The organism is Candidatus Binatus sp., from assembly GCF_030646925.1.
Taxonomy (GTDB): domain Bacteria; phylum Desulfobacterota; class Binatia; order Binatales; family Binataceae; genus Binatus.
Genome location: NZ_JAUSKL010000122.1, coordinates 28,422 through 52,656 on the forward strand (window position 1 = coordinate 28,422; position 24,235 = coordinate 52,656).

Annotated in this window: 27 protein-coding genes and 2 pseudogenes; 9 read left to right on the forward strand and 20 right to left on the reverse strand. The window is 61.0% G+C overall.

From position 1 onward, the window contains the following. Nucleotides 1–3 precede the first annotated feature (3 nt). The 7 genes from Q7S58_RS20520 to Q7S58_RS20550 all read right to left on the reverse strand — a co-directional run bounded on the left by Q7S58_RS20520 (nt 4) and on the right by Q7S58_RS20550 (nt 7,021). Nucleotides 4–1,782, reverse strand: a complete 1,779-nt coding sequence (locus Q7S58_RS20520; protein WP_304830472.1) for a response regulator — start codon at nt 1,780–1,782, stop codon at nt 4–6. Between the two features lie 45 nt (nt 1,783–1,827). Next, nucleotides 1,828–2,556 carry a hypothetical protein gene (locus tag Q7S58_RS20525; RefSeq protein WP_304830474.1) on the reverse strand — a complete coding sequence of 243 codons (729 nt, stop codon included), beginning with the start codon at nt 2,554–2,556 and terminating at the stop codon, nt 1,828–1,830. 598 nt (nt 2,557–3,154) lie between these two features. Beyond that, the gene (locus Q7S58_RS20530; RefSeq protein ID WP_304830476.1) at nt 3,155–4,432 is read right to left on the reverse strand and encodes a kelch repeat-containing protein; all 1,278 of its coding nucleotides are present in this window, start codon (nt 4,430–4,432) and stop codon (nt 3,155–3,157) included. A gap of 18 nt (nt 4,433–4,450) precedes the next feature. Beyond that, complete coding sequence (grxD, locus tag Q7S58_RS20535; protein WP_304830478.1) at nt 4,451–4,783, reverse strand: Grx4 family monothiol glutaredoxin; 333 nt, start codon at nt 4,781–4,783, stop codon at nt 4,451–4,453. A 3-nt stretch (nt 4,784–4,786) separates the two neighbouring features. Next, nucleotides 4,787–5,032, reverse strand: a complete 246-nt coding sequence (locus tag Q7S58_RS20540; protein WP_304830480.1) for a BolA family protein — start codon at nt 5,030–5,032, stop codon at nt 4,787–4,789. Nucleotides 5,033–5,080: 48 nt separating this feature from the next. Continuing rightward, nucleotides 5,081–5,740, reverse strand: a complete 660-nt coding sequence (locus Q7S58_RS20545) for a TlpA disulfide reductase family protein (RefSeq protein WP_304830482.1) — start codon at nt 5,738–5,740, stop codon at nt 5,081–5,083. An 84-nt stretch (nt 5,741–5,824) separates the two neighbouring features. After that, nucleotides 5,825–7,021: a CaiB/BaiF CoA-transferase family protein gene (locus tag Q7S58_RS20550; RefSeq protein ID WP_304830483.1), complete on the reverse strand. Its 1,197-nt coding sequence runs from the start codon at nt 7,019–7,021 to the stop codon at nt 5,825–5,827. A gap of 114 nt (nt 7,022–7,135) precedes the next feature. Here Q7S58_RS20550 and Q7S58_RS20555 point away from each other — a divergent pair, with 114 nt between their 5' ends. Continuing rightward, a complete protein-coding gene (locus Q7S58_RS20555) occupies nt 7,136–7,621 on the forward strand; it encodes a GNAT family N-acetyltransferase (RefSeq protein ID WP_304830484.1) in 486 nt (161 codons plus the stop codon). A gap of 26 nt (nt 7,622–7,647) precedes the next feature. On the opposite strand, the gene Q7S58_RS20560 is transcribed toward Q7S58_RS20555, so the two are convergent. Further along, a complete protein-coding gene (locus Q7S58_RS20560; RefSeq protein ID WP_304830485.1) occupies nt 7,648–8,829 on the reverse strand; it encodes a hypothetical protein in 1,182 nt (393 codons plus the stop codon). Between the two features lie 161 nt (nt 8,830–8,990). On the opposite strand from Q7S58_RS20560, the gene Q7S58_RS20565 reads away from it, so the two are divergent. Beyond that, a complete protein-coding gene (locus Q7S58_RS20565) occupies nt 8,991–9,497 on the forward strand; it encodes a class IV adenylate cyclase (protein ID WP_304830486.1) in 507 nt (168 codons plus the stop codon). Nucleotides 9,498–9,547: 50 nt separating this feature from the next. On the opposite strand, the gene Q7S58_RS20570 is transcribed toward Q7S58_RS20565, so the two are convergent. Continuing rightward, nucleotides 9,548–10,189, reverse strand: coding sequence for a CoA pyrophosphatase (locus tag Q7S58_RS20570; RefSeq protein ID WP_304830487.1), 642 nt, complete (start codon nt 10,187–10,189; stop codon nt 9,548–9,550). An 84-nt stretch (nt 10,190–10,273) separates the two neighbouring features. On the opposite strand from Q7S58_RS20570, the gene thiI reads away from it, so the two are divergent. Continuing rightward, nucleotides 10,274–11,479 carry a tRNA uracil 4-sulfurtransferase ThiI gene (gene thiI / locus Q7S58_RS20575; protein ID WP_304830490.1) on the forward strand — a complete coding sequence of 402 codons (1,206 nt, stop codon included), beginning with the start codon at nt 10,274–10,276 and terminating at the stop codon, nt 11,477–11,479. 116 nt (nt 11,480–11,595) lie between these two features. Here the strand turns inward: thiI and Q7S58_RS20580 are convergent, their stop codons facing one another. After that, nucleotides 11,596–11,898 carry a BrnA antitoxin family protein gene (locus Q7S58_RS20580; protein ID WP_304830492.1) on the reverse strand — a complete coding sequence of 101 codons (303 nt, stop codon included), beginning with the start codon at nt 11,896–11,898 and terminating at the stop codon, nt 11,596–11,598. 143 nt (nt 11,899–12,041) lie between these two features. Between Q7S58_RS20580 and Q7S58_RS20585 the strand changes: the two genes are divergently transcribed. From Q7S58_RS20585 to Q7S58_RS20610, 6 genes are all read left to right on the forward strand, one after another. Next, nucleotides 12,042–13,076, forward strand: coding sequence for a rhodanese-like domain-containing protein (locus Q7S58_RS20585; RefSeq protein WP_304830494.1), 1,035 nt, complete (start codon nt 12,042–12,044; stop codon nt 13,074–13,076). 2 nt (nt 13,077–13,078) lie between these two features. Then, on the forward strand, nt 13,079–13,477 hold the full coding sequence (locus Q7S58_RS20590) for a VOC family protein (protein ID WP_304830496.1): 399 nt from the start codon (nt 13,079–13,081) through the stop codon (nt 13,475–13,477). Between the two features lie 168 nt (nt 13,478–13,645). Next, nucleotides 13,646–14,821, forward strand: a complete 1,176-nt coding sequence (locus Q7S58_RS20595) for a hypothetical protein (RefSeq protein WP_304830498.1) — start codon at nt 13,646–13,648, stop codon at nt 14,819–14,821. A 121-nt stretch (nt 14,822–14,942) separates the two neighbouring features. Then, nucleotides 14,943–15,845 (forward strand): glycosyltransferase family 2 protein, encoded by a 903-nt coding sequence (locus Q7S58_RS20600; protein ID WP_304830500.1) that lies wholly within the window; start codon nt 14,943–14,945, stop codon nt 15,843–15,845. 279 nt (nt 15,846–16,124) lie between these two features. Beyond that, nucleotides 16,125–16,967 (forward strand): SMP-30/gluconolactonase/LRE family protein, encoded by an 843-nt coding sequence (locus Q7S58_RS20605; RefSeq protein WP_304830502.1) that lies wholly within the window; start codon nt 16,125–16,127, stop codon nt 16,965–16,967. A gap of 92 nt (nt 16,968–17,059) precedes the next feature. After that, entirely contained in the window at nt 17,060–18,379 is a 1,320-nt protein-coding gene (locus tag Q7S58_RS20610) for an aminopeptidase P N-terminal domain-containing protein (RefSeq protein WP_304830504.1), read from the forward strand. A 193-nt stretch (nt 18,380–18,572) separates the two neighbouring features. On the opposite strand, the pseudogene Q7S58_RS20615 reads toward Q7S58_RS20610, so the two are convergent. The 10 genes and pseudogenes from Q7S58_RS20615 to Q7S58_RS20655 form a co-directional block, all read right to left on the reverse strand. After that, a pseudogene (locus tag Q7S58_RS20615) lies at nt 18,573–18,686 on the reverse strand (SDR family oxidoreductase); the annotation flags it as partial. 175 nt (nt 18,687–18,861) lie between these two features. After that, entirely contained in the window at nt 18,862–19,572 is a 711-nt protein-coding gene (locus Q7S58_RS20620) for a hypothetical protein (RefSeq protein WP_304830506.1), read from the reverse strand. A gap of 114 nt (nt 19,573–19,686) precedes the next feature. Next, a pseudogene (locus tag Q7S58_RS22380) lies at nt 19,687–19,812 on the reverse strand (zinc ribbon domain-containing protein); the annotation flags it as partial. Nucleotides 19,813–19,872: 60 nt separating this feature from the next. Beyond that, the gene (locus Q7S58_RS20625; protein ID WP_304830508.1) at nt 19,873–20,463 is read right to left on the reverse strand and encodes a mobile mystery protein B; all 591 of its coding nucleotides are present in this window, start codon (nt 20,461–20,463) and stop codon (nt 19,873–19,875) included. Continuing rightward, nucleotides 20,463–20,864: a helix-turn-helix domain-containing protein gene (locus Q7S58_RS20630; protein WP_304830510.1), complete on the reverse strand. Its 402-nt coding sequence runs from the start codon at nt 20,862–20,864 to the stop codon at nt 20,463–20,465. The genes Q7S58_RS20625 and Q7S58_RS20630 overlap by 1 nt, the downstream gene beginning before the upstream one ends. A gap of 165 nt (nt 20,865–21,029) precedes the next feature. Beyond that, on the reverse strand, nt 21,030–21,791 hold the full coding sequence (locus tag Q7S58_RS20635) for an SDR family oxidoreductase (protein WP_304830512.1): 762 nt from the start codon (nt 21,789–21,791) through the stop codon (nt 21,030–21,032). Nucleotides 21,792–21,855: 64 nt separating this feature from the next. After that, complete coding sequence (locus Q7S58_RS20640; protein WP_304830515.1) at nt 21,856–22,737, reverse strand: MaoC family dehydratase; 882 nt, start codon at nt 22,735–22,737, stop codon at nt 21,856–21,858. Between the two features lie 22 nt (nt 22,738–22,759). Continuing rightward, entirely contained in the window at nt 22,760–23,155 is a 396-nt protein-coding gene (locus Q7S58_RS20645; protein ID WP_304830517.1) for a thioesterase family protein, read from the reverse strand. Between the two features lie 31 nt (nt 23,156–23,186). Beyond that, complete coding sequence (locus Q7S58_RS20650) at nt 23,187–23,801, reverse strand: 2-hydroxychromene-2-carboxylate isomerase (protein ID WP_304830519.1); 615 nt, start codon at nt 23,799–23,801, stop codon at nt 23,187–23,189. Between the two features lie 82 nt (nt 23,802–23,883). Then, on the reverse strand, nt 23,884–24,132 hold the full coding sequence (locus Q7S58_RS20655; protein WP_304830521.1) for a hypothetical protein: 249 nt from the start codon (nt 24,130–24,132) through the stop codon (nt 23,884–23,886). Between the last annotated feature and the right edge of the window lie 103 nt (nt 24,133–24,235).

The following is a 24,235-nucleotide window of genomic DNA, read 5'->3' on the forward strand; positions in this document are numbered from 1 at the left end:
ACTTCACATTGCTGTGTCGTCCGAGGCTTTCACGATTTCGAGGGCGAAGGGTGCGCGAACCGATTTCTTGATCGCGGCGATCAGCACGGCCCTCTTGATCGGCTTGCTGAGGTGCACGTCGACCCCGACCTCAAGTGCCAGTCGGACATCCTCCTCCACCGCCGAGGCGGTAAGGGCGAAGATCGGCACCCGGGGCAGGCCGCGTTCCCGCTCCCAATCGCGAATCGTGCGGGTGGCCTCTAGCCCGTCCATCACCGGCATCTGTACATCCATGAGCACCAGATCGTAATTTCCAGCCTTCACCATGGTGACAGCGATCGCGCCATTTTCGGCGTCGTCCAGCCGATAACCCCGGTCCTTGAGGTAGGCGTGTATCAGCATACGATTGTCCTGCGAGTCGTCGGCCAGAAGGATATTCAGGTTAATAGCCGATGGTGTATTCGGAGCAACGGCCTGGGTCGCGGCGAATTCGGCGGTCTGCCCGGGTTCGGTGTTGAGACGGTCGGGACGAGCCGTATGATTGGCCATCGCCGTCCCGATCGCCGCGAACAGTTCGGTGCGGCGAACCGGTTTCACCAGGTATGCGTCGAGTCCCAACTCATGAGCGCGCGTAACCTGGAGCTGGAGGTCGTCCGACGACAGCATCAGCACCGTCAAACCTCGATCCGGTCGCGCGTTGACCCGTTCAGCAACCTCAAATCCATCCATCCCGGGCATTCGGCAGTCGAGCAACATCAGCTGGTACGGAGTCCCGCTTGCCCTGGCACGCTCGATTTGTTCGAGCGCGGTTGGCCCGTTGTCGGCTTCATCAACCTCCGCACCGCGAATCGAGAGCATCTCGCGCAGGATGAGCCGATTGGTGAAATTGTCGTCAACCACCAGTACGCGAACGCCGTTCAGCATCACGGTTGGGGTCGGGTTTCGTTCGACGGGGGCCTGCGGTTGAACCTGGAAGTGCGCGGTAAAATGAAAGATGCTCCCGCGCCCCAACTCGCTCTCGCCCCAGGCGCGACCCCCCATCAGCGCCGCCAGGCGTCGCACGATCGTGAGCCCGAGCCCGCTCCCGCCGTACTGGCGCGTGATCGAAGAGTCCGCCTGGGTGAAAACGGAGAAGACCTCGTCGAGTTTGTCCTTTGCTATTCCGATGCCGGTGTCCGCTACCGAGAAATGAAGATGGCCGGGACCGGCCGACTCATGCTCAAGCTCGACGGTGAGCAGCACCTGACCATGCTCCGTGAATTTGACCGAGTTGCCGATCAGATTGAGCAGGATCTGTCGGAGACGCAACGGATCGCCGATCAGTCCGATCGGGACATTGGGCATCACCTGTGCCAGCATCTCGAGTCCCTTTTGCTGCGCGCGAACGGCTAGGGTCTCGACCGCACCATCGACTACGCTTTCGAGATCGAAGCCGGCCTCTTCGAGCAACAGTCGGCCGCTCTCAATCCGTGCGAGGTCGAGGATTCCATTAATCAGGTCCAACAGCGCCGCGCCATTGTGGGTCATTATCTCGAGATATTTTTTCTGCTCGGGGTTGAGCGGGTTTTCTTCGAGCAATTCCGCCATCCCCAGAATCGCATTCATGGGAGTGCGAATCTCGTGCGACATACTCGACAGAAATTCGGATTTGGCTTTGGACGCCGCCAGCGCCGCCGCAAGCGCTCCCTCGATCCGCTCCGACTGCTCAGTCACGGTGCGTTCTTCAGCCTCGAGCAACTCCTCCAAGGCGTGAACGCGCGATTCGAGCTGACGAAGGTAGCTTTGGGCCCCATCCTCAGGCATACGGCGGTGTTCTTCTCCGTCCTTCCATGCTTCCTCTGCCGGCCGTTACCCGGCGAAGATCGGTCCTTCAACGAAGGGCAGAATAGCCAGTTTCACGTTGAGCGCTACCGTTCGGAACATCTCGGCGGTCGACGCTGGGATCGGCACTTTTGCGAACATGATCACGGCAAAAAAGTTTCCCTCGGGCAATACTCCGCCGAAACCTAGGACGGACTCGACATGATTCGGTACCACGAAATCCTTTTGGGCCGGAATGTATAGACTGTCCTTCGCGGGTTCAACATAAAACACGTTGTATGTTTTTCGGTCCATCTCTTTGATGATTTCGGGCTTCGGCTCCAGGAGGATATTCACTTCGAGACCGAATTGCCTGACCAACTGGGCGATCATCGGAACTTGTTCAAGCGCGTGCAGGCTCGGCAGCGGAATTGCTCGGTGGTGGCGTGACTCTTGAGGATGATTCCACTCCGGTCGATCGCCGGCGGTGCCGAGCAGCGTTAAGCACTTGACTGCAGACCCCAACGAAACGCCGGGCATCATCGAACGGCTAAACTCCTGCAACTGCGGCCCGAGGTCGCCGTAAGGATGCGTCTTGAAGAATCGTACCAGAACACAACAGCGTTGACCCGAGTCGGAATAACCAAGCCGTTCATAGAGATAGCGGACAATCCCGACTGCGGCCTGCTCCATGCTCTTTGATTCCGAACCAAATCGCCGCAACTCGGCGCCGCAGCGGGTCATATCAGCAAGCGTGAATCGCTTCAGATCATACATCTCAGACATTGCCGAATCCCTTCACGAACGTCGATCCGGATGGCGCCAAGTAGCCGGCAAACAGATCCAGCAGGCCCGGACGATACGTGCTGATACCCCAGGGCGGCGCAGCAACTTCGATGCCGCTATAAAATCTCGCTCGACTGCTGGCTAATCTGACGCGGCGGTTTCCGCATCCATGGCTGGATCGAGCGATGGGCGTACGAGTCCGCTACAGTTTCCAGACGATTGTCCCAATTCGCATCACTGTTCGCGGGTCTGCCCGATAAGGATGAGAGAGCCGAATCGGATTCATTGATGTCCGAGGCGGCATCCGATTGCCGCACGAAGACGGATTCTTGGCGCTGCGATGCAGCGTTTTCTGCGATCGCTACAACGCTACATCCGCCACGTCGCCGTCGAGCACCGCGGCTCTGGGCTCATCTTCAAGGACTACGAGTGAGCGTCGCTTACGGAAATCAATCCGGATCGCGTTCGAACTTCGCGAATTCCGCATTTACCCGCATGCTTTCCTTGCGGACCTTCATCGACGCTCGTTTGAGGCGTGCCGCTCTTGCCCGGCGAATGCCCTCAGCCTTGGAGATCCTTCGCGCCATGATTACGGATTTTCGGCGGGGCCGGCAGGAGCGCCCGCTTCCGGAATCAAAATGAAGCTGTGCTGGCGGGGCGAGTAGAATTCCACCGACGACGTGATCTTCGAGTTGGCGTCGATTCCGCCCGCGACCAGCACCTCGCCGTCGGGCAGCAACGTCGCGGTATTCTCGAGCCGCCCGACATTCGTCGGACCGGGGCTCGAGAACTGGTTGGTGCGATCCATATAGACTTCCGTCGCCGTCATCCCAACGACGGTCGGACCCTGCTGCTTCCATCCGCCCACTACCAGCACCTCGCCATCGTCGAGCTTGGTCGCAGTCGGCAGGTAGTGCGCCGCTCCCATCTGCCCGGTCGGCACGAAGCGGCGCGCCTCGGGATCGTACGTCTCGGCGGTGTTCAGCGGAGTCAGTCCAGCGATATTGCCGATGAAGCCCGCCATCAACATCTGCCCGCTCTTGCCGCCCACGATCAGCGCGCGCCCGTCGCTCAGCAGCACTGACGCCGCGCCGACGCGGGCATTCACCATGTGCGCGCGCAGCATCCCGAAGCCGCCGGTGATCGGTTCGAAGATTTCCGCGGTGTCGTAAGCGATGTATCCGCCGGGACGGTCGCCGCGTCCGCCGCCTGCGATCAGCACCTTGCCGTCGAGCAGCATCGTCGCGGTGTGCGCGATTCGCGGTTGATTGAGATGTCCCGCGCCTGTGAACGCGCCACTGGCCGGCACGTAAACTTCCGCCGAATCCAGCGTATGCGTGCCGTTATCGCTGCCGCCGACCACCAGCACGCGCCCGTCGCGCAGCAGCGTCGCCGTATGCCCTTCGCGTGGTATCGACATCGAACCGGTCGCGGTAAAAGTTCCGCTCGATGGATCGAAAATCTCGGCGCTCGCAAGCTCCGAGCGGAAACCGATATTCTGCGCGCCGCCAGTTAGCAGCACGCGCCCATCCTGGAGCATCGTGATCGTCTGGCCCTCGCGCGGCGCGGTCATGTTGCCGGTGGGTGAGAAAGTCTGCGTCGATGGATCGTAAATCTCGGCGCTCGAGAGCACGCCGCCAATGGTGCCGGTCGCGTTGCCGCCGCAGATGAGCACGCGGCCGTCGCGGAGCCGAATCGCGGCCGCGTCGGCGCGCGGAGTGCTCATCGCGAGCGCCGCGACGTGCACCCCTTGCGGCGTCGTCGTGTAAACCGGCTCTTCGGAAATGTTCGATCCGCCGCAACCGCCGAGCGCGATCGCCAAGGCAGACGCGAATAAACTCGCCGCGAGCAGAATTCTGCGCATCATCCCTGGGAACAGGATGATCTAGTGCTGAGTGCTTTCGCTAAGAGCCGCCTTCACCATCGGCTCGAGCTCGCCGCTCTCATGCAGCTCGCGGATGATATCGCAGCCGCCGACGAACTTGCCGTTGATATACACCTGCGGGATCGTCGGCCAGTTGCTGTAGCTCTTGATCCCGTCGCGCAGATCCGGATCGCTCAGCACGTCGGCAGTTTCGTAGTCCACGCCGAGCTCGTCGAATATCTGCACGGTCGCGGCCGAGAAGCCGCACTGCGGGAAGCTCCGCGTGCCCTTCATGAAAATCATGATCTTGTTCTGTTTAACGTCCGCTTCGATCTGCTTGAAGATGTCCGACATTTTTTACCTCCGGTTCTGATGCTGCGCCGGTGTCAGAGTTTTGAGCGTCAGCGCGTGGACCTGCACGCGCATCGCGTCGCCCAGCGCCTGATAAACCAGTTGATGCCGCTCGACGAGCCCCTTGCCCTCGAAGCTCGGACTCACGACAATCGCCTCGAAATGATCCCCGCCGCCGGTGTAGTCGCGCACTTCGACCTGGGCATCAGGAATCCCGCGCGCGATCATTTCTTCGATTGTTTTCGGATCCATACTTGAGGAGCGATACTATCCCGTCTGCGATAGCCGAATCCACTATCGCTAAAGGTCCGCGACGTGGCCGCTCTTGTCGCCGCCGTCGAGCAGCAGCATCGTGTTCTTGCTGATCTCGCCGCTTCGTCCGGCGCCCAGAATTCGCGCGACGATTTTGCCGTCCTTATCGACGAACAGCGTGGTCGGAATCGCCTCGACGCCGAGGCCATCGAGCAGCGCCTGGTCGGCCAGCGCGATCGGATAGTCGATCTGAAATTCCTCGACAAACGGCTCGACACTCTGCAAGCCGCGGCCTTCAATCATGTCGCACGAAATGCCCAGCACCACCAGTCCGCGCGACTTGTTGTACTTCTTGTACAGCGTGTTCAGCTCCGGAATTTGGCGGCGGCACGGCGAGCACCACGTCGCCCAGAAATCGACGATCACCGGATGCCCGCGGTACTGGCTGAGATTGATCTTGCCGCCGCTGAGACTCTGCGTCGTGAAGTTGAGGCCGTCATCGCGATGCTTTGCGCTCGCGGAGTCGGGTACTGCGGGCGGCGGGTTTTTTTCGTCCAGCGACGATCCCGATTGATCGCCCGGCGACGATTTCGCCAGCGGTATCTCCACCAGCGCCTGCGGTTGAGGGGCTTCATTCCTCGGAAAAAAGTACGCCGCCACGACTGCGACTATCGCCACCACCACCAGAATCCGAAACGATCGAATCACTATTTTATTGCCTCCCCGATTTGATCGCGTGGCGATGCATCACCAGACTGCCTGATGCGCGCGCGATCCGGCTACGTCCAAGCATCATATGATACTCCGGCGGCGCAGCTCGGAAAGCCGCAAAGAGTCGTAGCCCAGAATCGATTCAAGCACTTCGTCGGTGCTCTCGCCGAGGCTCGGCGCCCGCGTCGGGGGCGTCGCATCGCCGCCAGCAGTCTTGAGCGGAGAGCCCGGCACGATCAGTCCGCTGAAGTCGGGATGCTCCGCGTGGAGAATCATGTTGCGCGCCTCGAGATGAGGATTGCGGCTGACTTCCTGCACGTTCGCGATCGGCGCGCATGGCACCGACGCGTCGCCCAGCAGCCTCAGCCAGTGCGCCCGCGGCATCGTCGCGAAATGCTCCGCCAGAATCGCTTCGAGCGCGCCGTGATTCGCGGTCCGCTCGGCGTTGGTCTTGAATAGTGGATTGTCGCTCAGTTCCGGCTTGGAAATCGCGTCGCAGAACCGCAGCCAGATCGACTCGTTACCCGCGCCCATCACGAAGTAGTCGTCCGCTGCGCGAAACTGCTGAAACGGCGTGATCGACGGATGCCGCGTGCCGAGCCGCTCCGGAATCCGGCCCGAGACCGAGTACCGCGCCAGCGCATCCTCGAGCATCGCGACCTGGCAATCGAGCATCGCAATATCCAGATGACAGCCCACCCCGTCGCGGTCCCGCACCCGCAATGCCGACACGATCGCGATCACGCCATATAGCGCTGCCGACAGATCGCCCACCGACACCCCGCAGCGTCCCGGCTCGCCGCCCGGGCTGCCGGTGATACTCATCGTGCCGCCGAGCGCCTGCGCCACGATATCGTAGGCCGGCGCCGCCGACATCGGCCCGGTCTGCCCGAAGCCTGAAATCGAGCACAGAATTATTTTCGGGTTCGCGGCTTTGAGCCGCTCGTAGCCGATCGCAAAACGGTCCATCGTGCCGGGCGAGAAATTCTCAACTACTACATCAGATTTCGCTGCGAGCTCGAGAAAAATCGCGGCGCCGTCCGCCGTCCTCAAATCGATCGTCACCGACCGCTTGCCCCGATTCACGCTGTAAAAATAGCCCGAGTCGCCCGACGGCATGATCGGCGCGAAACTCCGCGCGTCGTCGCCGCGCCCCGGCACCTCGATTTTGATCACGTCGGCGCCAAGATCCGCGAGGTTCATCGTGCAGAACGGCCCCGCGAGCACGCGCGTGAGATCGAGAATCCGCACGCCGTTCAGCGGCTTTTGAGCAATCATGTTTGCATTCCTTCGATTGAATCCGCGTTGGGGCTCGGCCGCAAAAGCTAATCCATTACTTTAAGTGGATAACGCTTTCACTCCGCAGGCGTTTGACGCATCGTAGCTGACCGGATGAACCAACAAAATCGATCAATGGACGCCGCTCCCGAAATCCGAATCAGAAAAGCGCGCGAATCCGACCTGCCGGAATTGATTCGGCTCTACGAGCAGCTTCACCTGGGCGATTATAGCTACCGGCCTCCGTCACTCCGCGAGATGCGCACTGCATTTCGCGCGATTGCACGCGACCGCGCGCATCACCTGCTCGTCGCGACACTCGACAGTCACGTCGTCGGCACTTTGCACGTGCTGATTTTTCGGCACCTCGGCCACGGCCTGCATCCCGTCGCGATCGTCGAGAATGTCGTGGTGCTCGACACGATGCGCTCGCAGCGAATCGGCGAGCAATTGATCGACGAAGCGGCGCGAATCGCCGAGCGCAATCGATGCTACAAATTATCGCTCACGACCAATCTCAAAAGGCGCCACGCCCATCGATTCTACGAGCGCCTCGGCTGGAGCAAAACTCACTTCGGCTATTCATTCAGTTTGGATTAGAGGCGCGTCGCAACTTCATCCCGCCGCTAGCGGCGGTGCAGCCGCGATGCTTCCCGCGCGCGCATCGCCTCGGCCGGAGTCATGATCAGCCGCGGCTCGTCCGCGACTTTTTGCTGCTCTTCCGCCGCCAGCGCGCCGAGTTGCGCGCGCAGCAGCGCCTGAAAAAACGCAACTTGCTTCAGGTCCGCGCCGGCGCGGATTTTCGCCGCCGCCGCCGCCGCCCATCCGGCCGCGACGCGCCGACCATCCCGCGCCATGTAGTACGCGATATCCTCGAGCCGCCGCCGCAGCCGATGCGCGTTTTCACCCGCCAGCAATTCGCCCATCGCGCGCTCGAGCACGATATTGACGCGCTCCTGCTTCTGAATCGCGCTCAGCACGATCACGCTTTCGCCGAGCTGGTTGATTTCATCGACGTACGGCTTGATCAGCGACGCGGGCAGCCGCCATTCCTGGATTTCCGGCTCCTTCATCAGCTCGATCGAAGGCTCGCGTGAAATCTCCTCGGCGAACTCCGCGTAAACCGGATGCTCGAATTCTTGCGCCGGCGGAGTACCAATCATCTCCGCCCGCAGCGTCATGAAATTGCCGACCTGCCCGCGGCGCTTCTCCGGCGTGTTGCGATACGCCTCACAGATGATGAAATCCGCCAGCCGCCAATCCGCCTCGACCAGCTTCATCCGCGCGCGCGCTTCCAGTTGCTCGCGTTCGTTCCTGAGTTCGCGCCGCGTGAGGCCGGTGTTCTGCGCGCCGACCAGTCCATCCGCTTCGGATATCAGCGCCCACATCCGCAGGATGCCGCCCTGCATCCGCGGCTTCATCAGCCACACGATTCGCGCGCCTTCCGGATCGATCGGAGACAGCAGCGCAGTGATCGACGACGCTGTCGCCTGAGTCCCGCTCACAATCGGCGCGTCGATCGTCGCCGGCGGTTCGATTCCGTGCTGCTTCAGGCGAAACAGCGCGCGCCGGATCTCGCGTCGGAGCGCTCCCGCCGCGCCCGGTTCCATTTCCGTGAGCATCGCGGCTGCGCCGGCGTTGGTGATGCGCCCCAGCGCACGCGCGATCGCCGCGTCCGTGATATTCGGCGTGCCCCGCAGTTCGCGGAGTCGCGCGACTGCGTCGGCCGGCGCCGACGACGGATCGAAACCCGCCGTGGTCAGCGCCGCGTCGTCCCGATCGATTTCATTTTCTTTTGGATGAGCCAATTTTATTCGATGCTATCGGTTGAATTGCGAGACGCCGCGCGCAGAAATTCGTTCTCGATGTCGTCGCAAACTATGCGCCCGCTTCCTGACCTGTCAAGTTTCTCACGGCCGCGCCGCGCCAATCCACCGATTGAATTTAGATCGATGAGCGATTTCCAATCATGAAAAATCTCGAAGCCAAGTTTCGTCTCGCCGATCTCGAAATCGCCCGCGAATCGGCTCTCTCGCTCGGGTACACGGAGCGCGCGACGCTTACCCAGCGCGATACGTTTTTTCGCGTCAATCGCGGCAAACTCAAGCTGCGCGAGGAAAACGGAACCGCCGTCCTCATCTACTATAATCGCGGCGAGAGCGGCCCCCTGATGCTGAGTAATTACGAAATCGTCAAGGTCATCGAACCTGCACCGATGCTCGCGATGATGACCGCGGCGCTCGGCACGATCGCCGTCGTCGAGAAAGAGCGAGCCCTTCTGATGCGCGATAACGTCCGCTTCCATCTCGATCGCGTAGCTACGCTCGGAAACTTCGGCGAGATCGAAGCAGTGATCCCCGACGGCGATGATCCCGAGCACAGCCGCGGCGCCGCCAATGAACTGCTCGCAGCGCTCGCGATCGCTGCGGCAGATCTGATCGAGGTTTCATATTTCGAGATGCTCGCGCGGCCATAGCTGCGGAAGCGGTCGTTAGTAGCTTCTGCGATCGAGGCAGGCGATGCGCACTACAGGGATTTGCCGTCGAGGATGTCGAGCAGGTTCATCGTGATGCGGAGCGTCAGCCCCCAGATAGTCTGGCCGCCGTAAAGGATCGCCGGGAATTTCGATTTGCGGCCGTCGGCGCCCCATTCGTATTCGCCGCGAAATTGCGGCCCGCGCAGCGCGCTCAGCGGGACATCGAAAATCTCGGCCACTTCGCGACGGTCGGCTTCGAGCTTCGCATCCCGCGGAATCACGCCGACAAACGGCGCGACCGAAATCCCGCTCGCCATCGTATTCATCAGCGGCAGCGCGCCGATTACCTCGACCAAAGTAGGATGGAGCCCCACCTCTTCGTGCGCCTCGCGCAGCGCCGTGTCGACCAGCGCATTGTCCACCGGATCGACGCGTCCGCCCGGAAACGCGACCTGCCCGCGATGACTCGCGACCTCATCCGAGCGCCGGATGAAAATCAGGTGCAGCTCACGCTCGCGCTCGAACAGCGGCACCAGCACCGCCGCCGCGTTGTTCCGATTGGCGAGCGCTTCGCGCGGCGCCGGCTCGATTCCCACCAGCTTCAGCCGAATCTGCTCGATGTGTCGTTCGAATTGAGTCGCGTCGCTCATCGTCGCTTCGTAGTTGAACACAGATGGCCAAGCATTATCCACTGCTATCGACATCCCGAGCGAGGCTGCGTTTCTGTATCGCCGATCGATCGGATAACCTGTGGCGAGCGCGCTCGCGCAATCCGCATGCGATACCTCATCGGCCGATACCACGAAATCGCGCTCAAAGGGCGCAACCAGTGGCGCTTCGTCGATCAACTAAAACAGAACCTGCGCGATATTTTCGCTGATTACCGGCTCGGCAACGTCCGCAGTATCGGACCGCGCCTGACTGCCACGCTGCCCGACGACCTAACCGACGATCTCGCGGCGGAGCGCGCCGCGCTGATCTTCGGCATTCAGAATTTCTCGATCAGCCGCGCCGTGCCGCGCGATATCGAGTCGATCGCGCGGGAAGCGATCGCGCGCGCCTCGGGCAATCCAGCGAAAACCTTCCGCGTGCGTACGCGGCGCGAGGACAAGCGCTACCCGATGACCTCGCCCGAGATCGATCGCGAAGTCGGCGCGCTCATGTGCGAGGCGCTTGGCCTCAAAGTCGATCTAGACGACGCCGAACTCACCATCTCGATTGAAATCATGAACGACGCGGCGCTGGTGTCGGCCGGCAAGATGCCCGGTGCGGGCGGACTGCCGGTGGGTATCTCGGGCCGCGGGATGGCGCTGCTGTCGGGCGGAATCGATTCGCCGGTCGCCGCCTACCGCATGATGAAGCGCGGACTCGCGCTCGATTTCGTGCACTTCCACGCGCATCCGCTGGTTTCGCCGGCCAGCCGCGAGAAGGCCGCCGACCTCGCGGCGCATCTCACGCGCTACCAGGCGCGCTCGACTCTGATGCAGGTGCCGTTCGGCAATCTCCAGCGCGAGATCGTCGCGAATACGCTGCGGCCGTTGCGCGTCGTGCTGTATCGCCGCTTTATGCTGCGAATCGCGAGCGCCCTTGCCGAGCGATCGGGCGCGACCGTGCTCGTCACCGGCGAGAGCCTCGGCCAGGTCGCGTCGCAGACGCTCGTGAACATGGCGGTGATCGAAAAGGCCGCTTCATTTCCAATTCTGCGGCCTCTGGTCGGGATGGATAAAAGCGAAATTATCGATCAGGCGCGCGTGCTCGGAACCTTCGAAACTTCGATTCTGCCGGATCAGGATTGCTGCACGTTGTTCGTGCCGGCGCATCCGGAGACGCGCGCGCGAATCGAGGAAGTCGAGGCCGCCGAATCGCGCTTCGATATCCCGCGCATGATCGCCGACGCGGTGAACGCCACCGAGGTGCAGCGCTTCCAGTTTCCCCCGCGCAACTCGGCCGCTCCGTCCCGCGCCGCCGAAACCTCGCGCTGATCGCGAGCGCAGATGTCGCCCACGCGCCTCGACGTGGAAACAGACCGACAAGTCGATTCCGATATTTCCAAGATTCGAGGTGCTGGCGAAAGGAACAAATCGATCCCGCGATGTTCTCAGCCGCGCGCGACGCGTTTGATGCCGGCATCCTTTAGCTCTTCTCGCACCGCTCGGCGCACGACCGCCTCGATTCCGCCGCGTCGCATGTGCTCGCGCAGCGCTTCGTTGATCAGGGATTGGTAGTTGCCGCCGCCCATCGCATGGACCTGCTCGCGGAAATAATCGAGAACCTTGTTGTCCAGCCGAATGGTGATCCTGGTCTTGCCCGGCTCAGGCGGTACGACCGCGCCACGCTTGCCCTTGCTGAAATCGTATTCGCGCTTCATGTCTTTTGCTTTTCGTACTCCTCGCGTATGCACAAGCGTACATAACCAGCGGCGGTCCGTCCACGGAGCCGTCCCTCGCGGATTGTTGCCCGAGTGCCTAACCGGAATCGTGTGATTGGATTTGTTCACTTATCGCGCATCCGGCGCTATAGTCCGCCGTGCAGAGGACGCCGATCGTGTTCCGCGAAATTAATTTCCAGAAGTGCAAGACCTATCTCGGATGGTCTGACACCAGTGATCAGGCGGCGCTGATCGATCCGGTTCGCGACAAGATCGAGCGCTACCTCGCGCTCCTTGCTTATCGCGGCCTGAAGCTCGGCTTGATCGTCGATACTCATACGCACGCCGATCATCGCAGCGGCGCATTCGAACTGGGCGAACTCACCGGCGCGCCCGTCGCGATGCATCGCCGGGCCCCCGCGCCGCACGTCAAAATTCACGTCGAAGACGGCCAGATGCTCACCGTGGGCGACCTTGCGATGCGCGTGCTGTACACGCCCGGCCACACCCCCGACTCGATTAGTCTCCACGCCGGCGATCGCGTCTTCACCGGCGACGTGCTGCTGATTCATGGGACGGGCCGCTGCGATTTTGCCGGCGGCGATCCGGCTGCCTCGTTCGATTCGATCATGTCGAAGCTGTTCACCTTGCCCGACAGCACGATCGTGCTGCCGGCGCACGACTATCGCGGCCATACCCAGTCCACCATCGGCGAGGAGAAGCGATCGAATCCGCGCCTGGCGGGTAAAAGTCGCGAAGCATACGTCGATTTGATGAACAAGCTTGGGTTGCCGCTGCCCGACGGAATCCAGGAGGCCCTGCAGCCTAATCAGTCTGACGTCGACTCAGCCGCGCTCGCATTTCCGAATCTCTCGCAACTCAATAGCGTGCGGCAGATGAATCCGCAGGAGCTCTACGAGCGCATCAAAGCCGGCGACTCGCCGATTCTGATCGACGTGCGCGAGCCCGGTGAATACCGGGGCGAACTCGGCCATCTGGCCGGAAGCCAGCTCATACCGCTGCGCGAGTTGACCGAGCGCGCCAGCGAACTGACTGCGATGAAGGATCGCGAGATCGTGACGGTTTGCCGCGTCGGCTTGCGCAGCGCGACTGCGGCCGCAATTCTCACCAGCCTCGGCTGCGAGCACGTCCTGAATCTTAAGGGCGGGATGCTCGAGTGGAACGACGCGGGACTGCCGGTCGAAAAATAAGCATGGAATTGCCGTTTAAGGTTGCCGAACTCGATCACGTGGTGCTCCGATGCCGCGATCAGACGCGGGCACTGGATTTCTACACGCGCGTGCTCGGCCTCGCCGAGGAGCGGCGGATCGAGCAGATCGGTCTGATCCAGCTTCGCGCTGGCGCCAGCATGATCGATCTGGTGCCCGCGAGTGGCGCGCGCGACGAGCGCGGTCTCAACGTCGATCACTTCTGCCTCGGCATCGAGGCTCGCGACCTGAACGAAATCGCAGGCTACCTGCGCGACCTGGGCGTCGAAGTAATCGGCGAACCTGCGACTCGCTACGGCGCGCGCGGGATGGGTCTCTCGATCTACATCCGCGATTCCGAGGGCAACGTCGTCGAACTCAAGCAACTTGCCGCGCAGTCTTAAGCCGGATACGCGGCGGGTCGCACGGCGCGCTTCTTTTCTGCTAAGCAGAACTGTCTCATCTACTTTTGATCGGCCTGAAAAATCGCGCCGGTTAGCAGAACTTGTTTTCGATGAGGGCAACATTAGAATCGAACCGTTTTTACGCCTGCGGGGAGGAGAGTTCCGCCGATGACCAAATCCAGGATTCAAGCCAGGGGCATCTTGCTCGCGACCGCCCTGTTCTGCGCGATGTTTCTCGCCGCTTGCGGAGGCAAAACGCCGGGCAGCGCCGCTGAAACCTATTTGCAGAATCTGAAAATCTACAACTATCCGAAGCTGTACCAGGCGATGTCGCATCAGGACCAGGTCGATCGCACCTTGGATCAGTTCCTGCTCGCGGTGCCGATGGCGCCTGACGTCAATAAGGACTGGTTCAAAGCGATGGTGCGCGCCTACGATTACAAGGTCGGCGAAGCCAAAATCGACGGCAACAACGCTAACGTTACTGTCAGCGTCACGCGCCCCGATTTGAAGCTATGGGAGCGGACCGTGGACGCGTCAATTTCCGGCGACCAGACCCCGGACGCCGCGGCGCAGAAAAATCTCGAGGAAAAAACCTATCCTAAGGTCACTTACGACGACAACATGGCGATGGTTAAGCAGGGCGACGAATGGAAAGTGCTGGTCAATTTTCCATTCCGGGAGAAAATCCTTAAGGAGCACAAGGAGGCGGTCGATCTTTATCACAAGCACGACTACGACAAGGCCGTCGCCGCCTACCAGACGATTATCGACGAACTCGACAAGGAACCGGCCACTGGCAACGCCGGATTGAAATTTCAGTACGGCAAGGAGCTGGCCGATATTCAGAATATCCAGAAGCAGATTTCCGAGGCGCAAGCCTACATCCCGAAGATCGCGCTGAGCGACGTGGACATGAAGATGGCGGCCTCGCGGGTCCCTGGAATCTTCGGCAAGATGACCAATACCGGCGACAAGGCGATCGACGAGCTGCAAATGACCGTCACTTATTCCGAGGGCAAGGGCAAGAAAAAGAAGGACGTGTTCAGCGAGGTGCACACGCCGGTCGCGACGCCGATGGAATTCACCAACTTCATGCGGCCGGTGCTGCCGTTCGTCCCGGGCGAGACGCGCAGCTTCGGCTTCAGGCTGACCGCACCCGCCGACGTGCAGCAGAAGGCGACGCCGGACCTGAACGTCACGGCGGTCGTATTCACCCAATCGTCGGCGCCGCTGCCGAAGCCGAAGGAGGCGCCGTCCGCGACCCCGTCGGCGGGCGCGTCGCCGGCTGCCGCGGCCTCCGCTGCCGCGCCGGCCGCGGCGCCATCGGCGGCTGCTCACTGATCGAGATAGCGCTCGAAGAATCGAACCGCGCCTGCGAATCGGATTATCCGATTCGGGGCGCGGTTCGCTATTATCGATGCGTCGAAGTTTTCATCTCGCGCGAACCACGCTTCAACGAAACTTGCCTACCAAGCTGACTATCGCGATCCCGACGCATAATCGCGCCGCCACGGTGCGCGAGACGCTCGCCAGTATCGATGCCCTCGCGCTACCCGCCGAAATCGACGCCGACTGCCTCGTCATCGACAACGCCTCGATCGACGCCACCGCGGCGGCCGTCGATAACTTCGCGCGCGATGCGCGCCTTCCCGTGCGCCGCGTATTCGAGCCTCGCCTCGGTTCGAGCTTCGCGCGCAATCGCGCCGTCGATGAGACCCAATCCGAATTGATCTTTTTTATCGACGACGACGCGATCGCCGAACGCGATTGGGCCGCGAAGCTGTTCGCCGCGATGCGGTCCCGCAACCTCGACGCCGCCTGCGGGATGGTGCTGCCGCGATGGACGTCGGAACCGCCGCCCTGGCTCGGCCCGAGTCTGTGGGTCAAGCTCGCGGTTCACGATCGGCAGGCGATCGCGAGCGCGCCGGTGTCATCGGCCGAGACGCTCGACAATTATTTCAGCGCGAACGTCGGCTTCAAACGTTCCGCATTCGAGCGCTTCGGCAAATTTCGCGAGGATCTTGGCGTCGTCGGCGGCAATCCGATCTCCGGCGAGGATACGGAACTGTTCGCGCGCATCATCGCACGCGGCGGGGCGATGGGCTTTGCGCCCGACGCGATCGTCCATCACATGATTCCGCGCGAGCGGATGACGCGCGCTTACCTGCGGCGCAAGAGCTTCGCTTACGGCGTCGGCAGCGCGTTCGCCGGCGGCCGCAATCACAACCGCCTCGACAAACTGGTGAAAAATTCAATCAGGATGCTCGCCGCGATGTCGCGCGGCGATTCCGAGCGCGCGATTTATCACGAACTGGAATGCGCGAACTTTTTCGGCTACTGGCGCGGCCGCCTGATGAAAAGCTAGCCGCTTCTTCACGACATATGAATTTTTTGTTCGATGACGGACCTGCACTCTCCGTGTCATTTCGAGCGCAGCGAGAAATCCCGGATCCGGGTTTCACGCCTCGTCGCAAGGCTCACTCGGGATGACACGGAAACGCTCCGCTCCACTTCGTCATCTTGAGCGGAGGCCGCCGGAGTCAAAAGACCTCGGGTCTTATCGAGTTCAGCGAGCTTTGCATAAATCAGCGATCTGTGAGCAGAAAGTACAAGCAAAATCGAAATTGTCGTTTTGGAGGGCATCATGCGCACCCTTAAAGTATTAGTTGAAGGATTGGCGTTCCCCGAAGGGCCGCGATGGCGCGACGGCAAGCTCTTCTTCTCCGACATGCACGCCAACCAGGTCTGCACCGTCGATCTGGCCGGCAAAAAATCCGTCGTCTGCGAAGTACCGCAACGACCTTCAGGACTAGGATGGCTCCCAGACGGACGGATGCTCGTCGTATCGATGACTGATCGGAAGCTGCTCCGGCTCGAGCCCGGCGGCCTGAAGCCGCACGCCGACATGAGCCAGCTCGCGCCCTTCGATTGCAATGACATGGTGGTGGACGCGAAGGGCCGCGCGTACGTCGGGAATTTCGGCTTCGATTTGCACAAGAATGAAAAACCGCGCACGACCACGATGGTCATGGTGACGCCCGACGGGCAGGCGCGCATCGCGGCCGACGATTTGAGCTTTCCGAACGGCACCGTGATCACGCCTGATGGCAAGACGCTAGTCGTCGGCGAGTCGATGGGGCGGCGGCTGACTGCATTCGATATCGCGGCCGATGGCACGCTCTCGAATCGGCGCGTGTGGGCGCAGTTGGGCACTTACATCCCGGATGGAATCGGGCTCGATGCGGAAGGTGCTATCTGGGTGGCGTGTCCGAGCGCGTCGGAGGTGGTGCGGGTGAAAGAGGGCGGCGAGATCGCGGAGCGGATCAAAGTCGGCGCCGACGCTTTTGCATGCATCCTCGGCGGCGCCGACGGTAAGACGCTGTTCGTCGCGACCGCGGCGAATTCCGATCCCGAAAAGTGCAAGCGCGATCGGACCGGGAAAATCGAAATCACGCAGGTCGAGGTCGGCCACGCCGGCTTGCCGTGACGGTTCGCGCGACGACTCGCGCCGCGCGTTTTTCGCACCCCGATACGCGTGTACTGGCGTGGAGCATCGCGCCGTGGCGTAATCATTAGACCATGAGCCTCGACGCGAAAGCTGATTCCTTCAAAACGCGGCGCAAGCATTTCATGGAGCGCATCGCAGCCGGCGCAACCGCGATCCTGCCGAGCGCGCCGGTCGCGATCCGTTCCGGCGACGTCGAATTCATCTATCGGCAGGACAGCGATTTTTACTACCTGACGGGTTTTGCCGAGCCCGAGTCGGTCGCGGTTTTTTCACCGGGGCATCCCGACGGCGAATTCGTGCTGTTCGTGCGGCCGCGCGATCGCGAGCGCGAAACGTGGACCGGCCGGCGCGCGGGAATCGAAGGCGCGATGATCGATCACGGCGCCGACAAGGCGTATACGATCGATGAACTCGAAAAAATCCTGCCGCGCTATCTGGAAAAGAGCGAGCGTGTGCACTATCCGCTCGGGCTGAACGAAAAGTTCGACGAGCGCGTGCTCAAGATGGTCCGCTGGGCGCAGGCGATGCGCCCGCGGCTCGGCGTCGGGCCGACGGTGCTGATCGATCCGCGCGACATCATCCACGAAGCGCGGCTGATGAAGGAAGAGGCCGAGATCGCGGCGATGCGCCGTGCGATGGAGATTTCCCGCGAGGCGCATCGGCAGGCGATGCTGAAAGCGCGCGGCGGGATGAAGGAGTGGCAGATCGAGGCTGAGGTCAACTACGCGTTTCGTTCGCAGGGCGCCGCCGGACCGAGTTATCCAACGATTATCGCGTCGGGGCCAAACGCGGCGACGCTGCACTATATCCAGAACGATCGCGAGATGCGGACAGGAGAGCTGCTGCTGATCGACGCGGGCGCCGAATACGATTATTACGCGGCCGATATCACCCGCACTTCACCGATCGGCGCGAAATTCACCCAGTTGCAGCGCGACTTGTATCAAGTGGTGCTCGATGCGCAGCTTAAAGCGATCGACGTGATCAAACCGGGCGCGCGCTTTGACGACCCACATAATGTTGCGCTGCGCGTGCTGGTCGATGGGATGCGCGGACTCGGGATGTTGCAGGGTTCCGCCGACGAGATCCTCGAAAGCGCCAGCTACCGGCGCTTTTATATGCATCGCACGAGTCACTGGCTCGGCATGGACGTGCACGACGTGGGACTTTACCGCGTCGGCGGCGCGTCGCGAGTGCTCGAGCCGGGGATGGTTCTCACAGTAGAGCCGGGGCTGTATATCGATCGCGACGACGACACGGTGCCGGAGAGTTTTCGCGGCATCGGCATCCGAATCGAGGACGACATCCTGGTGACGGCGAACGGGCACGAAGTGATGACTGCCGCGACGCCCAAGACGATCGCGGACGTCGAGGCGCTCACCGCCGGGTGAGTAATTTGCCTTAGGTATAACAGGCGTCAGGAGCCGTTCCGTGTCATCCCGAGCGAGCCCGGCGACGAGGGAACCCAGATTCGAGATCCTTCGACTCCGGCAGCCTCCGCTCGGCAGTCGAGGGCAATCACTGCGGGCTGAACGAAGCTTTTCGCGCGCGGAAATGAGAGCGCGCTTGCCGTCAGCGGGCGACCTAGGCGCCGTCGATCACCAGCGGATGCCCCGTCACGAACGACGCCGCATCGGACAGCAGCCAGAGCACGCCCTCCGCGATTTCCTCCGGCTTGCCCATTCGGCCTACCGGCTCGCCCAGGGTGAGATCCTGTTCGCTGAATCCCTGCGTGTCGAGCAGCCGCTCAGATCGGTCAACTGTCCTAAGTATCTTGCCAATCCTTTGTTCAGGGCGTGATTAGGCGGCAGACGCGATCAATGATGGGATACCGCCCCCGCCTTTCACGGGCCCTGTCAGACTGCGTTTTGGGCTATACCCGAGGGCGTAGCGCTAACCTGCGCCGAACAATCAAGCCACGAAGCAGCGACTCTCGCGTTGGCTCCGTGGATAGTGATCTGAGTTTGGGGTCGTTGAGACCCTCGTACAGGTTCGAGTTTCTGTACTCAGAGTACACGGCCTCTTTTAGGCTTTCATTCCGAGTCAGCCAGAGCTCGCCGTCTTTCAGCCCTCGTGGCAGGGCGCAGCAGTAGAGTAAGTGGTGTTCGGCAAACCTTTCGACCACACCGAGAACCAATGGGGCGTTCTCGGTCAAATTGGTGATCTCAATCATCGCCGCTTCCGCACCTGCCGCCTTCATCTGCTTGGCGGTATCTTCGAGGAAGCCCTCGACGCCTCTGACGCCATTGCTGACGTCGACCGGTATCTCGTTTCTGCTCGCGCGCTCGCTTCTCAAGGCGTGGATAAGACCAACGACCGAGGCTGCTCCAGCGATTCTGAAGGCACTATCACTGATTCCCCCGACTAAACCTGCAGCCACCAGGACGACAGCGAAAGAGGATACTACTTCGAACAACACGCGAGCGACGGAAGCCATGACGGTCTTTGAGCCCTTGATGTCCGCGAAGAGCGCAGTGACCGCCTTACGCTCGCCTTCGATAAGAGGTGAAGCGTCTAGCTCTGCTCGCATTTCCTGTGCGTCCTTTGGACCAAAAATAATTTCCTTTGCGCGGGCCTGTTTCATGAGTTCGGTAGCAGTCTGTTCCGGTGCAATGCGAACGCCGGAGGCTGATTCTGGCGGCGACGACGTGGCGTTTACGGCACCCGCACCATTAGTGAGTGGAGCGCCGCACTTGCCACAGAAGTCGGATGTCGGCGGGTTTTTCGCCTTACATTTTGCGCAGAGTTTGGTGAGCGCTTTCCCGCACCGCGCGCAGAAACTATTGGTGGAGGGATTATTCGTCCCGCATTTTGGGCAGCGCATCGATGTACCCCCGACAACCAACCGACCAGTCCCTCTTGTATCGCCCAGTGTCAGAAATGGTTAGCACGTCGAGTATCTTTGGTGAAGAGCGATCAAAGGAGCGTAGTCTTGCTCGTCCGCCGCTCTAATCGCGGACAAGTATTGCGTCCGAGCCGCAGTTTGATTCGAGATATCGTTCTCCAACCAATCGATCGGAGCCGAACCGGATCGCTTGATTAAAATGTTGGCTAGAAGGCGTGACCATCGCCCATTGCCATTGTTAAAGGGGTGAATAAGCACGGCACGATGATGGAGTCGGGCTGCCTGCTCGATTAGGGGATAGCTCTTGTGTTTGTGCCATTCGGTCAAATCATCGAAGAGATCTTTTAGACGCGAGTCAATCTCATGGGGCGGAGCACCGATATTCGTCTGGGTTATGCGTCGTTTACCTGCCCATGCCCATACATCCCCGAACATTTCGTGGTGGAGCCGGTAAGCCCACTCGCGCGTAAAGGGCGCCATCCTCTTCGATGGAGCAGTTGCCAGGTACTTCAGTGTGGCTTTGCTAATGTTCCGCGCTTCTGCGATGAAAAGCTGCTCGCGGGTTTGTATGTGCTCCGGAATCAGCCCGTCTGAGTCGAACGGCGTGGCGCCCGCGGGTTCGTCACGCATCAATTTGACCAGAGGCGTCTCCTCGACCCTGCTGCCAATTTGTCGGCGATCTCTTCCCTAATCTCTAGAAGAGCTTCTTTAGGAACCGCCTGTGCTTCCAGGGCAGACGTTCCCTGAACCATCGAAGCCAATCTTGTCGCTTTCTGCTCCGCTTGTTCTCTGCGAACCAGACGAGCCGATACGATCTCCCTCGGCATCGGAAACTCAACCCTGAGCGCATGGGCGATGGACAACACGGTGTTGAGAGTCGCATTCGGCTCATTGCCGGAGAGCACGCGTTGGACAGTTCGCATTCCCAAGCCGGAGCGCTGAGCGAGAATTTTCATGCTCATTCCGATTTCCTTGCGGCGACCGTCGAGATGTCTAAACAGAGCTAAAGAAAACTTGTTTTGATTTGCCATGTTCATAATTACCACTCAACTCAATGGTTATTTTATGCCAGATATAGCTAATATATCAAGTGATAATACGCCAAATTTGGCGTAGAAGCCGAGCCCGCGGCAACAGGGCAATCACTGCGGGCTGAACGAAGCTTTTCGCGCGCGGAAATGAGAGCGCGCTTGCCGTCAGCGGGCGACCCAGGCGCCGTCGATCACCAGCGGATGCCCCGTCGCGAACGACGCCGCATCGGACAGCAGCCAGAGCACGCCCTCCGCGATTTCCTCCGGCTTGCCCATTCGGCCTACCGGCTCGCCCAGGGTGAGATCCTGTTCGCTGAATCCCTGTGTGTCGAGCAGCCGCTCGACCATCGGCGTCCTGATTACGCCGGGGCATACGCAGTTAACGCGGATTTTTTTGGTGGCGAATTCCAGCGCCGCGGTGCGCGTGAGTTGAATGACGCCGCCCTTCGAGGCGTTGTAGGCGGGCAATCCTTCGAAGCCGACCAGCCCGGCGATCGACGCGGTATTGACGATACTACCGCCGCCCTGCTTGAGCATCTGCGGGATCTCGTACTTCATGCACAGCCAGACGCCTTTCAGGTTGATCGCGATAACTCGATCGAACACTTCCTCCGTGCAATCGACGGTGTTGGCGACTTTGCCTTCGATGCCGGCGTTGTTGAAGGCACAGTCGATACGGCCATAGCGCTTGATCGTCTCGGCGACCATCGCCTCGGCCTCTCGCGCGATCGAAACGTCAGCGCCGACGAAGCTGGCGTCACCGCCGGCCTCTTTGATCATCCTGACGGTGCGCTCGCCGCCTTCGGGAATGTAGTCGGCGATCATGACCTTGGCTCCCTCACGCGCGAGCTTGAGCGCGGTAGCGCGGCCGATTCCCGAGCCGCCGCCGGTCACCAACGCGATTTTTCCCTGTAAGAGTCCAGCCATGATCCGCACCTCCCGCGAAGTTTCGGCGCGCAGTTGGACGGGCGCGCGATTTATTTCTGATTCGTCAAAGCGCTAACGCCGAGGCGGAGCCGACGATAGTTTTGGCGCCGTCGGACTTGTCGCACCATACTTCGACTTCGGCGCGCGTGCGCTTGCCTTCGGGATGCGTCTCGACGATGAGCCCCTTCGGGCCGGTCACGTCGTTGCCCCACACCACGTTGACGAGCCTAAGATCCATCTTTCCGCCGTAGAGAAAGCCCAGGCCGAAGCGCTGCGTCATCATCTCGGCGACCATGCATACCGAGAGCATCCCCTGCACGACGATTTCCGGAAAGCCGAGTTCGACCGCTTTCTGCTTGTCGTTGTGATAGTTGCGCGCCGGTCCGGAGAACGCCATGCACATCGCTTCGGTGATGCGGCGCATCGGCGATTCGATCGGTTGGCCGCCGCGCTCGCCGATCTTGAACGATCGCTTCGAATCTTTTTCGCGCGAGCGATCGACTACGAAGCCCTGCGTCGTCTGCTCGGGCAGGAGGAAACTCTGATGCGTGCGGCTCATCGAGACGATCTGGCCCGCGGCGTTGCTGACGATCACTTCGTTGACGACGTATTCGCGATCGCGCTTCAGGTAGCGATCGACGATCACCGCGCGAGTCGTGAGGCGCTCGCCGACGTTCGCCGGCGCGAAGAGTTGCCATTCCTGGCGCGTGTGCAGATTGCCGAAAATGTTTGGCAGGTACCAATCGAGATTGCGGTACACGGCGCTGTGCAGAATCAGCGCGGGCGCCAGCGCGCCGCCGACCGGTGATTCGCCGCGATACCATGAATTGTCGTCACCGGTGCCGGCGGTGTAAGCCGCGACTAGCTCAGGCGTGATGTCGTACGCGATACCGCCGTAGTCGCGGCCGACGAAAACTTCCTTGCGATCGAATATTTCAGCACTCATTGGCGTTTTGCTCAGAGCAGGTTCAGTTCTTCTGTTTGGCTTTGATGCGATCGGTGAATTTGGCGGCGTCGATCACGGCTCTGCGATGAGTGCCCGCGCCGATTTGCTCGGTCTCGTCGAATGCGGTGACCTTGAATTCGAGGCGGTGGCCTTCGGCCTTGGTCAGTTCGGCTTCGGCGCGCACGCGATGACCGGGCGGCGTCGCCGCCGTGTGGCTCACCTCGATCGACATGCCGACCGAGCTTTCGCCGGCGTCGTAGTACGCGTTGATTGCGTCCATCGCGGCGAGTTCCATCATGCCGATCATCGTCGGCGTGGACATCACGGATGCGAGCGATGAATCGAGTTCGCTCGCGAGGTCGGCCTTCGCGATCGTCTTCGAGAACGTGCCCTTGCTACCGATTGGAATTGGTTTCATTGCATCACTGTGAGCGCGGCATCGAATCGATTCATCGATTGCGCCGCAGTCCCATCGCGTCGAGCTTCTTGACCACCCATTCGACCCTATCGTTGCCCCAGAACGGCTCGCCATCGACGATGAAAGTCGGCACTCCGAACACGCCGTCGCGCTCGCCCTCGGCGAATGCGTCCTTCAAGTCGCGCTGACCGTCCTGCCCCGCATAGCGATGGAACGCGGCAGCATCGAGGCCGACTTCGGTCATCACCGCGGCCAGCGCGGATTCATCTTCGATATTAAGTTCGCGTTTGAAAAAGCGCTCGAAGACCCGGTCCGAGTAAGCGCGGAAGAGGCCGTGCCGGTCGGCGAAGATGCCGGACATCAGCGAGAGCCGCGAATCGAAGATCTTCTGCGGACCGCGGATTATGATGCCGCGCTCATTGGCGAAACGGCGCGCGTCCAGATAGAGGTAGCGGACTTTGCGCCACGCGCGCTCCGGCCGCTCCTCGAGTTCCCCGCCGAACGCGCCGCGCACGTCCAGTTCGTGCGGGATGTATCGCAACTTCACGCGATGCGATTCTATCAGCGCATACGCGGGCGCCATCGCGAGATACGCGAACGGGCTTTTGTAGTCGTAATAGAGCTTGATCAGCAATTCGTCTGACATGAGGACGGTTTACCATCATGCGAGGCGTCAGACCAAGCGCATCGGGGTGCGAACGCCTCGAGCGTCGCGACGCGGCGCATCGTCACTGGGTGCCCGCGTTGCTCTTCAGATATTCGAGGATGGCCTCGCGATCGTCGGTGGAAAGCGGAGGCATCCCGGCGTTTTGAATCTTTGCTTCCATCATCAGTACTTGCGTGTCCCACATCGAGGCCGTGAGTTCATGCGGATTATACGGCACATGACATTGGCCGCATCGCGCGACGTAAGTCTTCGCACTGGGGCTGTCCGCGTCGGGCAGCGGCGCGGGATGGCATGCGGTGCAGATCGCCATGATGAAAAACGCAGTGCGGCGCGAAAATCGCCGGAGAAAGTTTACGCAGCGGTCGAAGCTAACCAATCTTTATTCCGGGGCATTCTATTCCGTCTGAAAAAAA

Coding starts and splice junctions, on each gene's coding strand:
- Q7S58_RS20520 (WP_304830472.1), bottom strand. CDS start 1,782: ATGCCTGAGGATGGGGCCCAAAGCTACCTTCGTCAGCTCGAATCGCGC.
- Q7S58_RS20525 (WP_304830474.1), bottom strand. CDS start 2,556: ATGTATGATCTGAAGCGATTCACGCTTGCTGATATGACCCGCTGCGGC.
- Q7S58_RS20530 (WP_304830476.1), bottom strand. CDS start 4,432: ATGATGCGCAGAATTCTGCTCGCGGCGAGTTTATTCGCGTCTGCCTTG.
- grxD (WP_304830478.1), bottom strand. CDS start 4,783: ATGTCGGACATCTTCAAGCAGATCGAAGCGGACGTTAAACAGAACAAG.
- Q7S58_RS20540 (WP_304830480.1), bottom strand. CDS start 5,032: ATGGATCCGAAAACAATCGAAGAAATGATCGCGCGCGGGATTCCTGAT.
- Q7S58_RS20550 (WP_304830483.1), bottom strand. CDS start 7,021: ATGATTGCTCAAAAGCCGCTGAACGGCGTGCGGATTCTCGATCTCACG.
- Q7S58_RS20555 (WP_304830484.1), top strand. CDS start 7,136: ATGAACCAACAAAATCGATCAATGGACGCCGCTCCCGAAATCCGAATC.
- Q7S58_RS20565 (WP_304830486.1), top strand. CDS start 8,991: ATGAAAAATCTCGAAGCCAAGTTTCGTCTCGCCGATCTCGAAATCGCC.
- thiI (WP_304830490.1), top strand. CDS start 10,274: ATGCGATACCTCATCGGCCGATACCACGAAATCGCGCTCAAAGGGCGC.
- Q7S58_RS20590 (WP_304830496.1), top strand. CDS start 13,079: ATGGAATTGCCGTTTAAGGTTGCCGAACTCGATCACGTGGTGCTCCGA.
- Q7S58_RS20595 (WP_304830498.1), top strand. CDS start 13,646: ATGACCAAATCCAGGATTCAAGCCAGGGGCATCTTGCTCGCGACCGCC.
- Q7S58_RS20605 (WP_304830502.1), top strand. CDS start 16,125: ATGCGCACCCTTAAAGTATTAGTTGAAGGATTGGCGTTCCCCGAAGGG.
- Q7S58_RS20610 (WP_304830504.1), top strand. CDS start 17,060: ATGAGCCTCGACGCGAAAGCTGATTCCTTCAAAACGCGGCGCAAGCAT.
- Q7S58_RS20620 (WP_304830506.1), bottom strand. CDS start 19,572: ATGAAACAGGCCCGCGCAAAGGAAATTATTTTTGGTCCAAAGGACGCA.
- Q7S58_RS20625 (WP_304830508.1), bottom strand. CDS start 20,463: ATGCGTGACGAACCCGCGGGCGCCACGCCGTTCGACTCAGACGGGCTG.
- Q7S58_RS20630 (WP_304830510.1), bottom strand. CDS start 20,864: ATGGCAAATCAAAACAAGTTTTCTTTAGCTCTGTTTAGACATCTCGAC.
- Q7S58_RS20635 (WP_304830512.1), bottom strand. CDS start 21,791: ATGGCTGGACTCTTACAGGGAAAAATCGCGTTGGTGACCGGCGGCGGC.
- Q7S58_RS20640 (WP_304830515.1), bottom strand. CDS start 22,737: ATGAGTGCTGAAATATTCGATCGCAAGGAAGTTTTCGTCGGCCGCGAC.
- Q7S58_RS20645 (WP_304830517.1), bottom strand. CDS start 23,155: ATGAAACCAATTCCAATCGGTAGCAAGGGCACGTTCTCGAAGACGATC.
- Q7S58_RS20650 (WP_304830519.1), bottom strand. CDS start 23,801: ATGTCAGACGAATTGCTGATCAAGCTCTATTACGACTACAAAAGCCCG.
- Q7S58_RS20655 (WP_304830521.1), bottom strand. CDS start 24,132: ATGGCGATCTGCACCGCATGCCATCCCGCGCCGCTGCCCGACGCGGAC.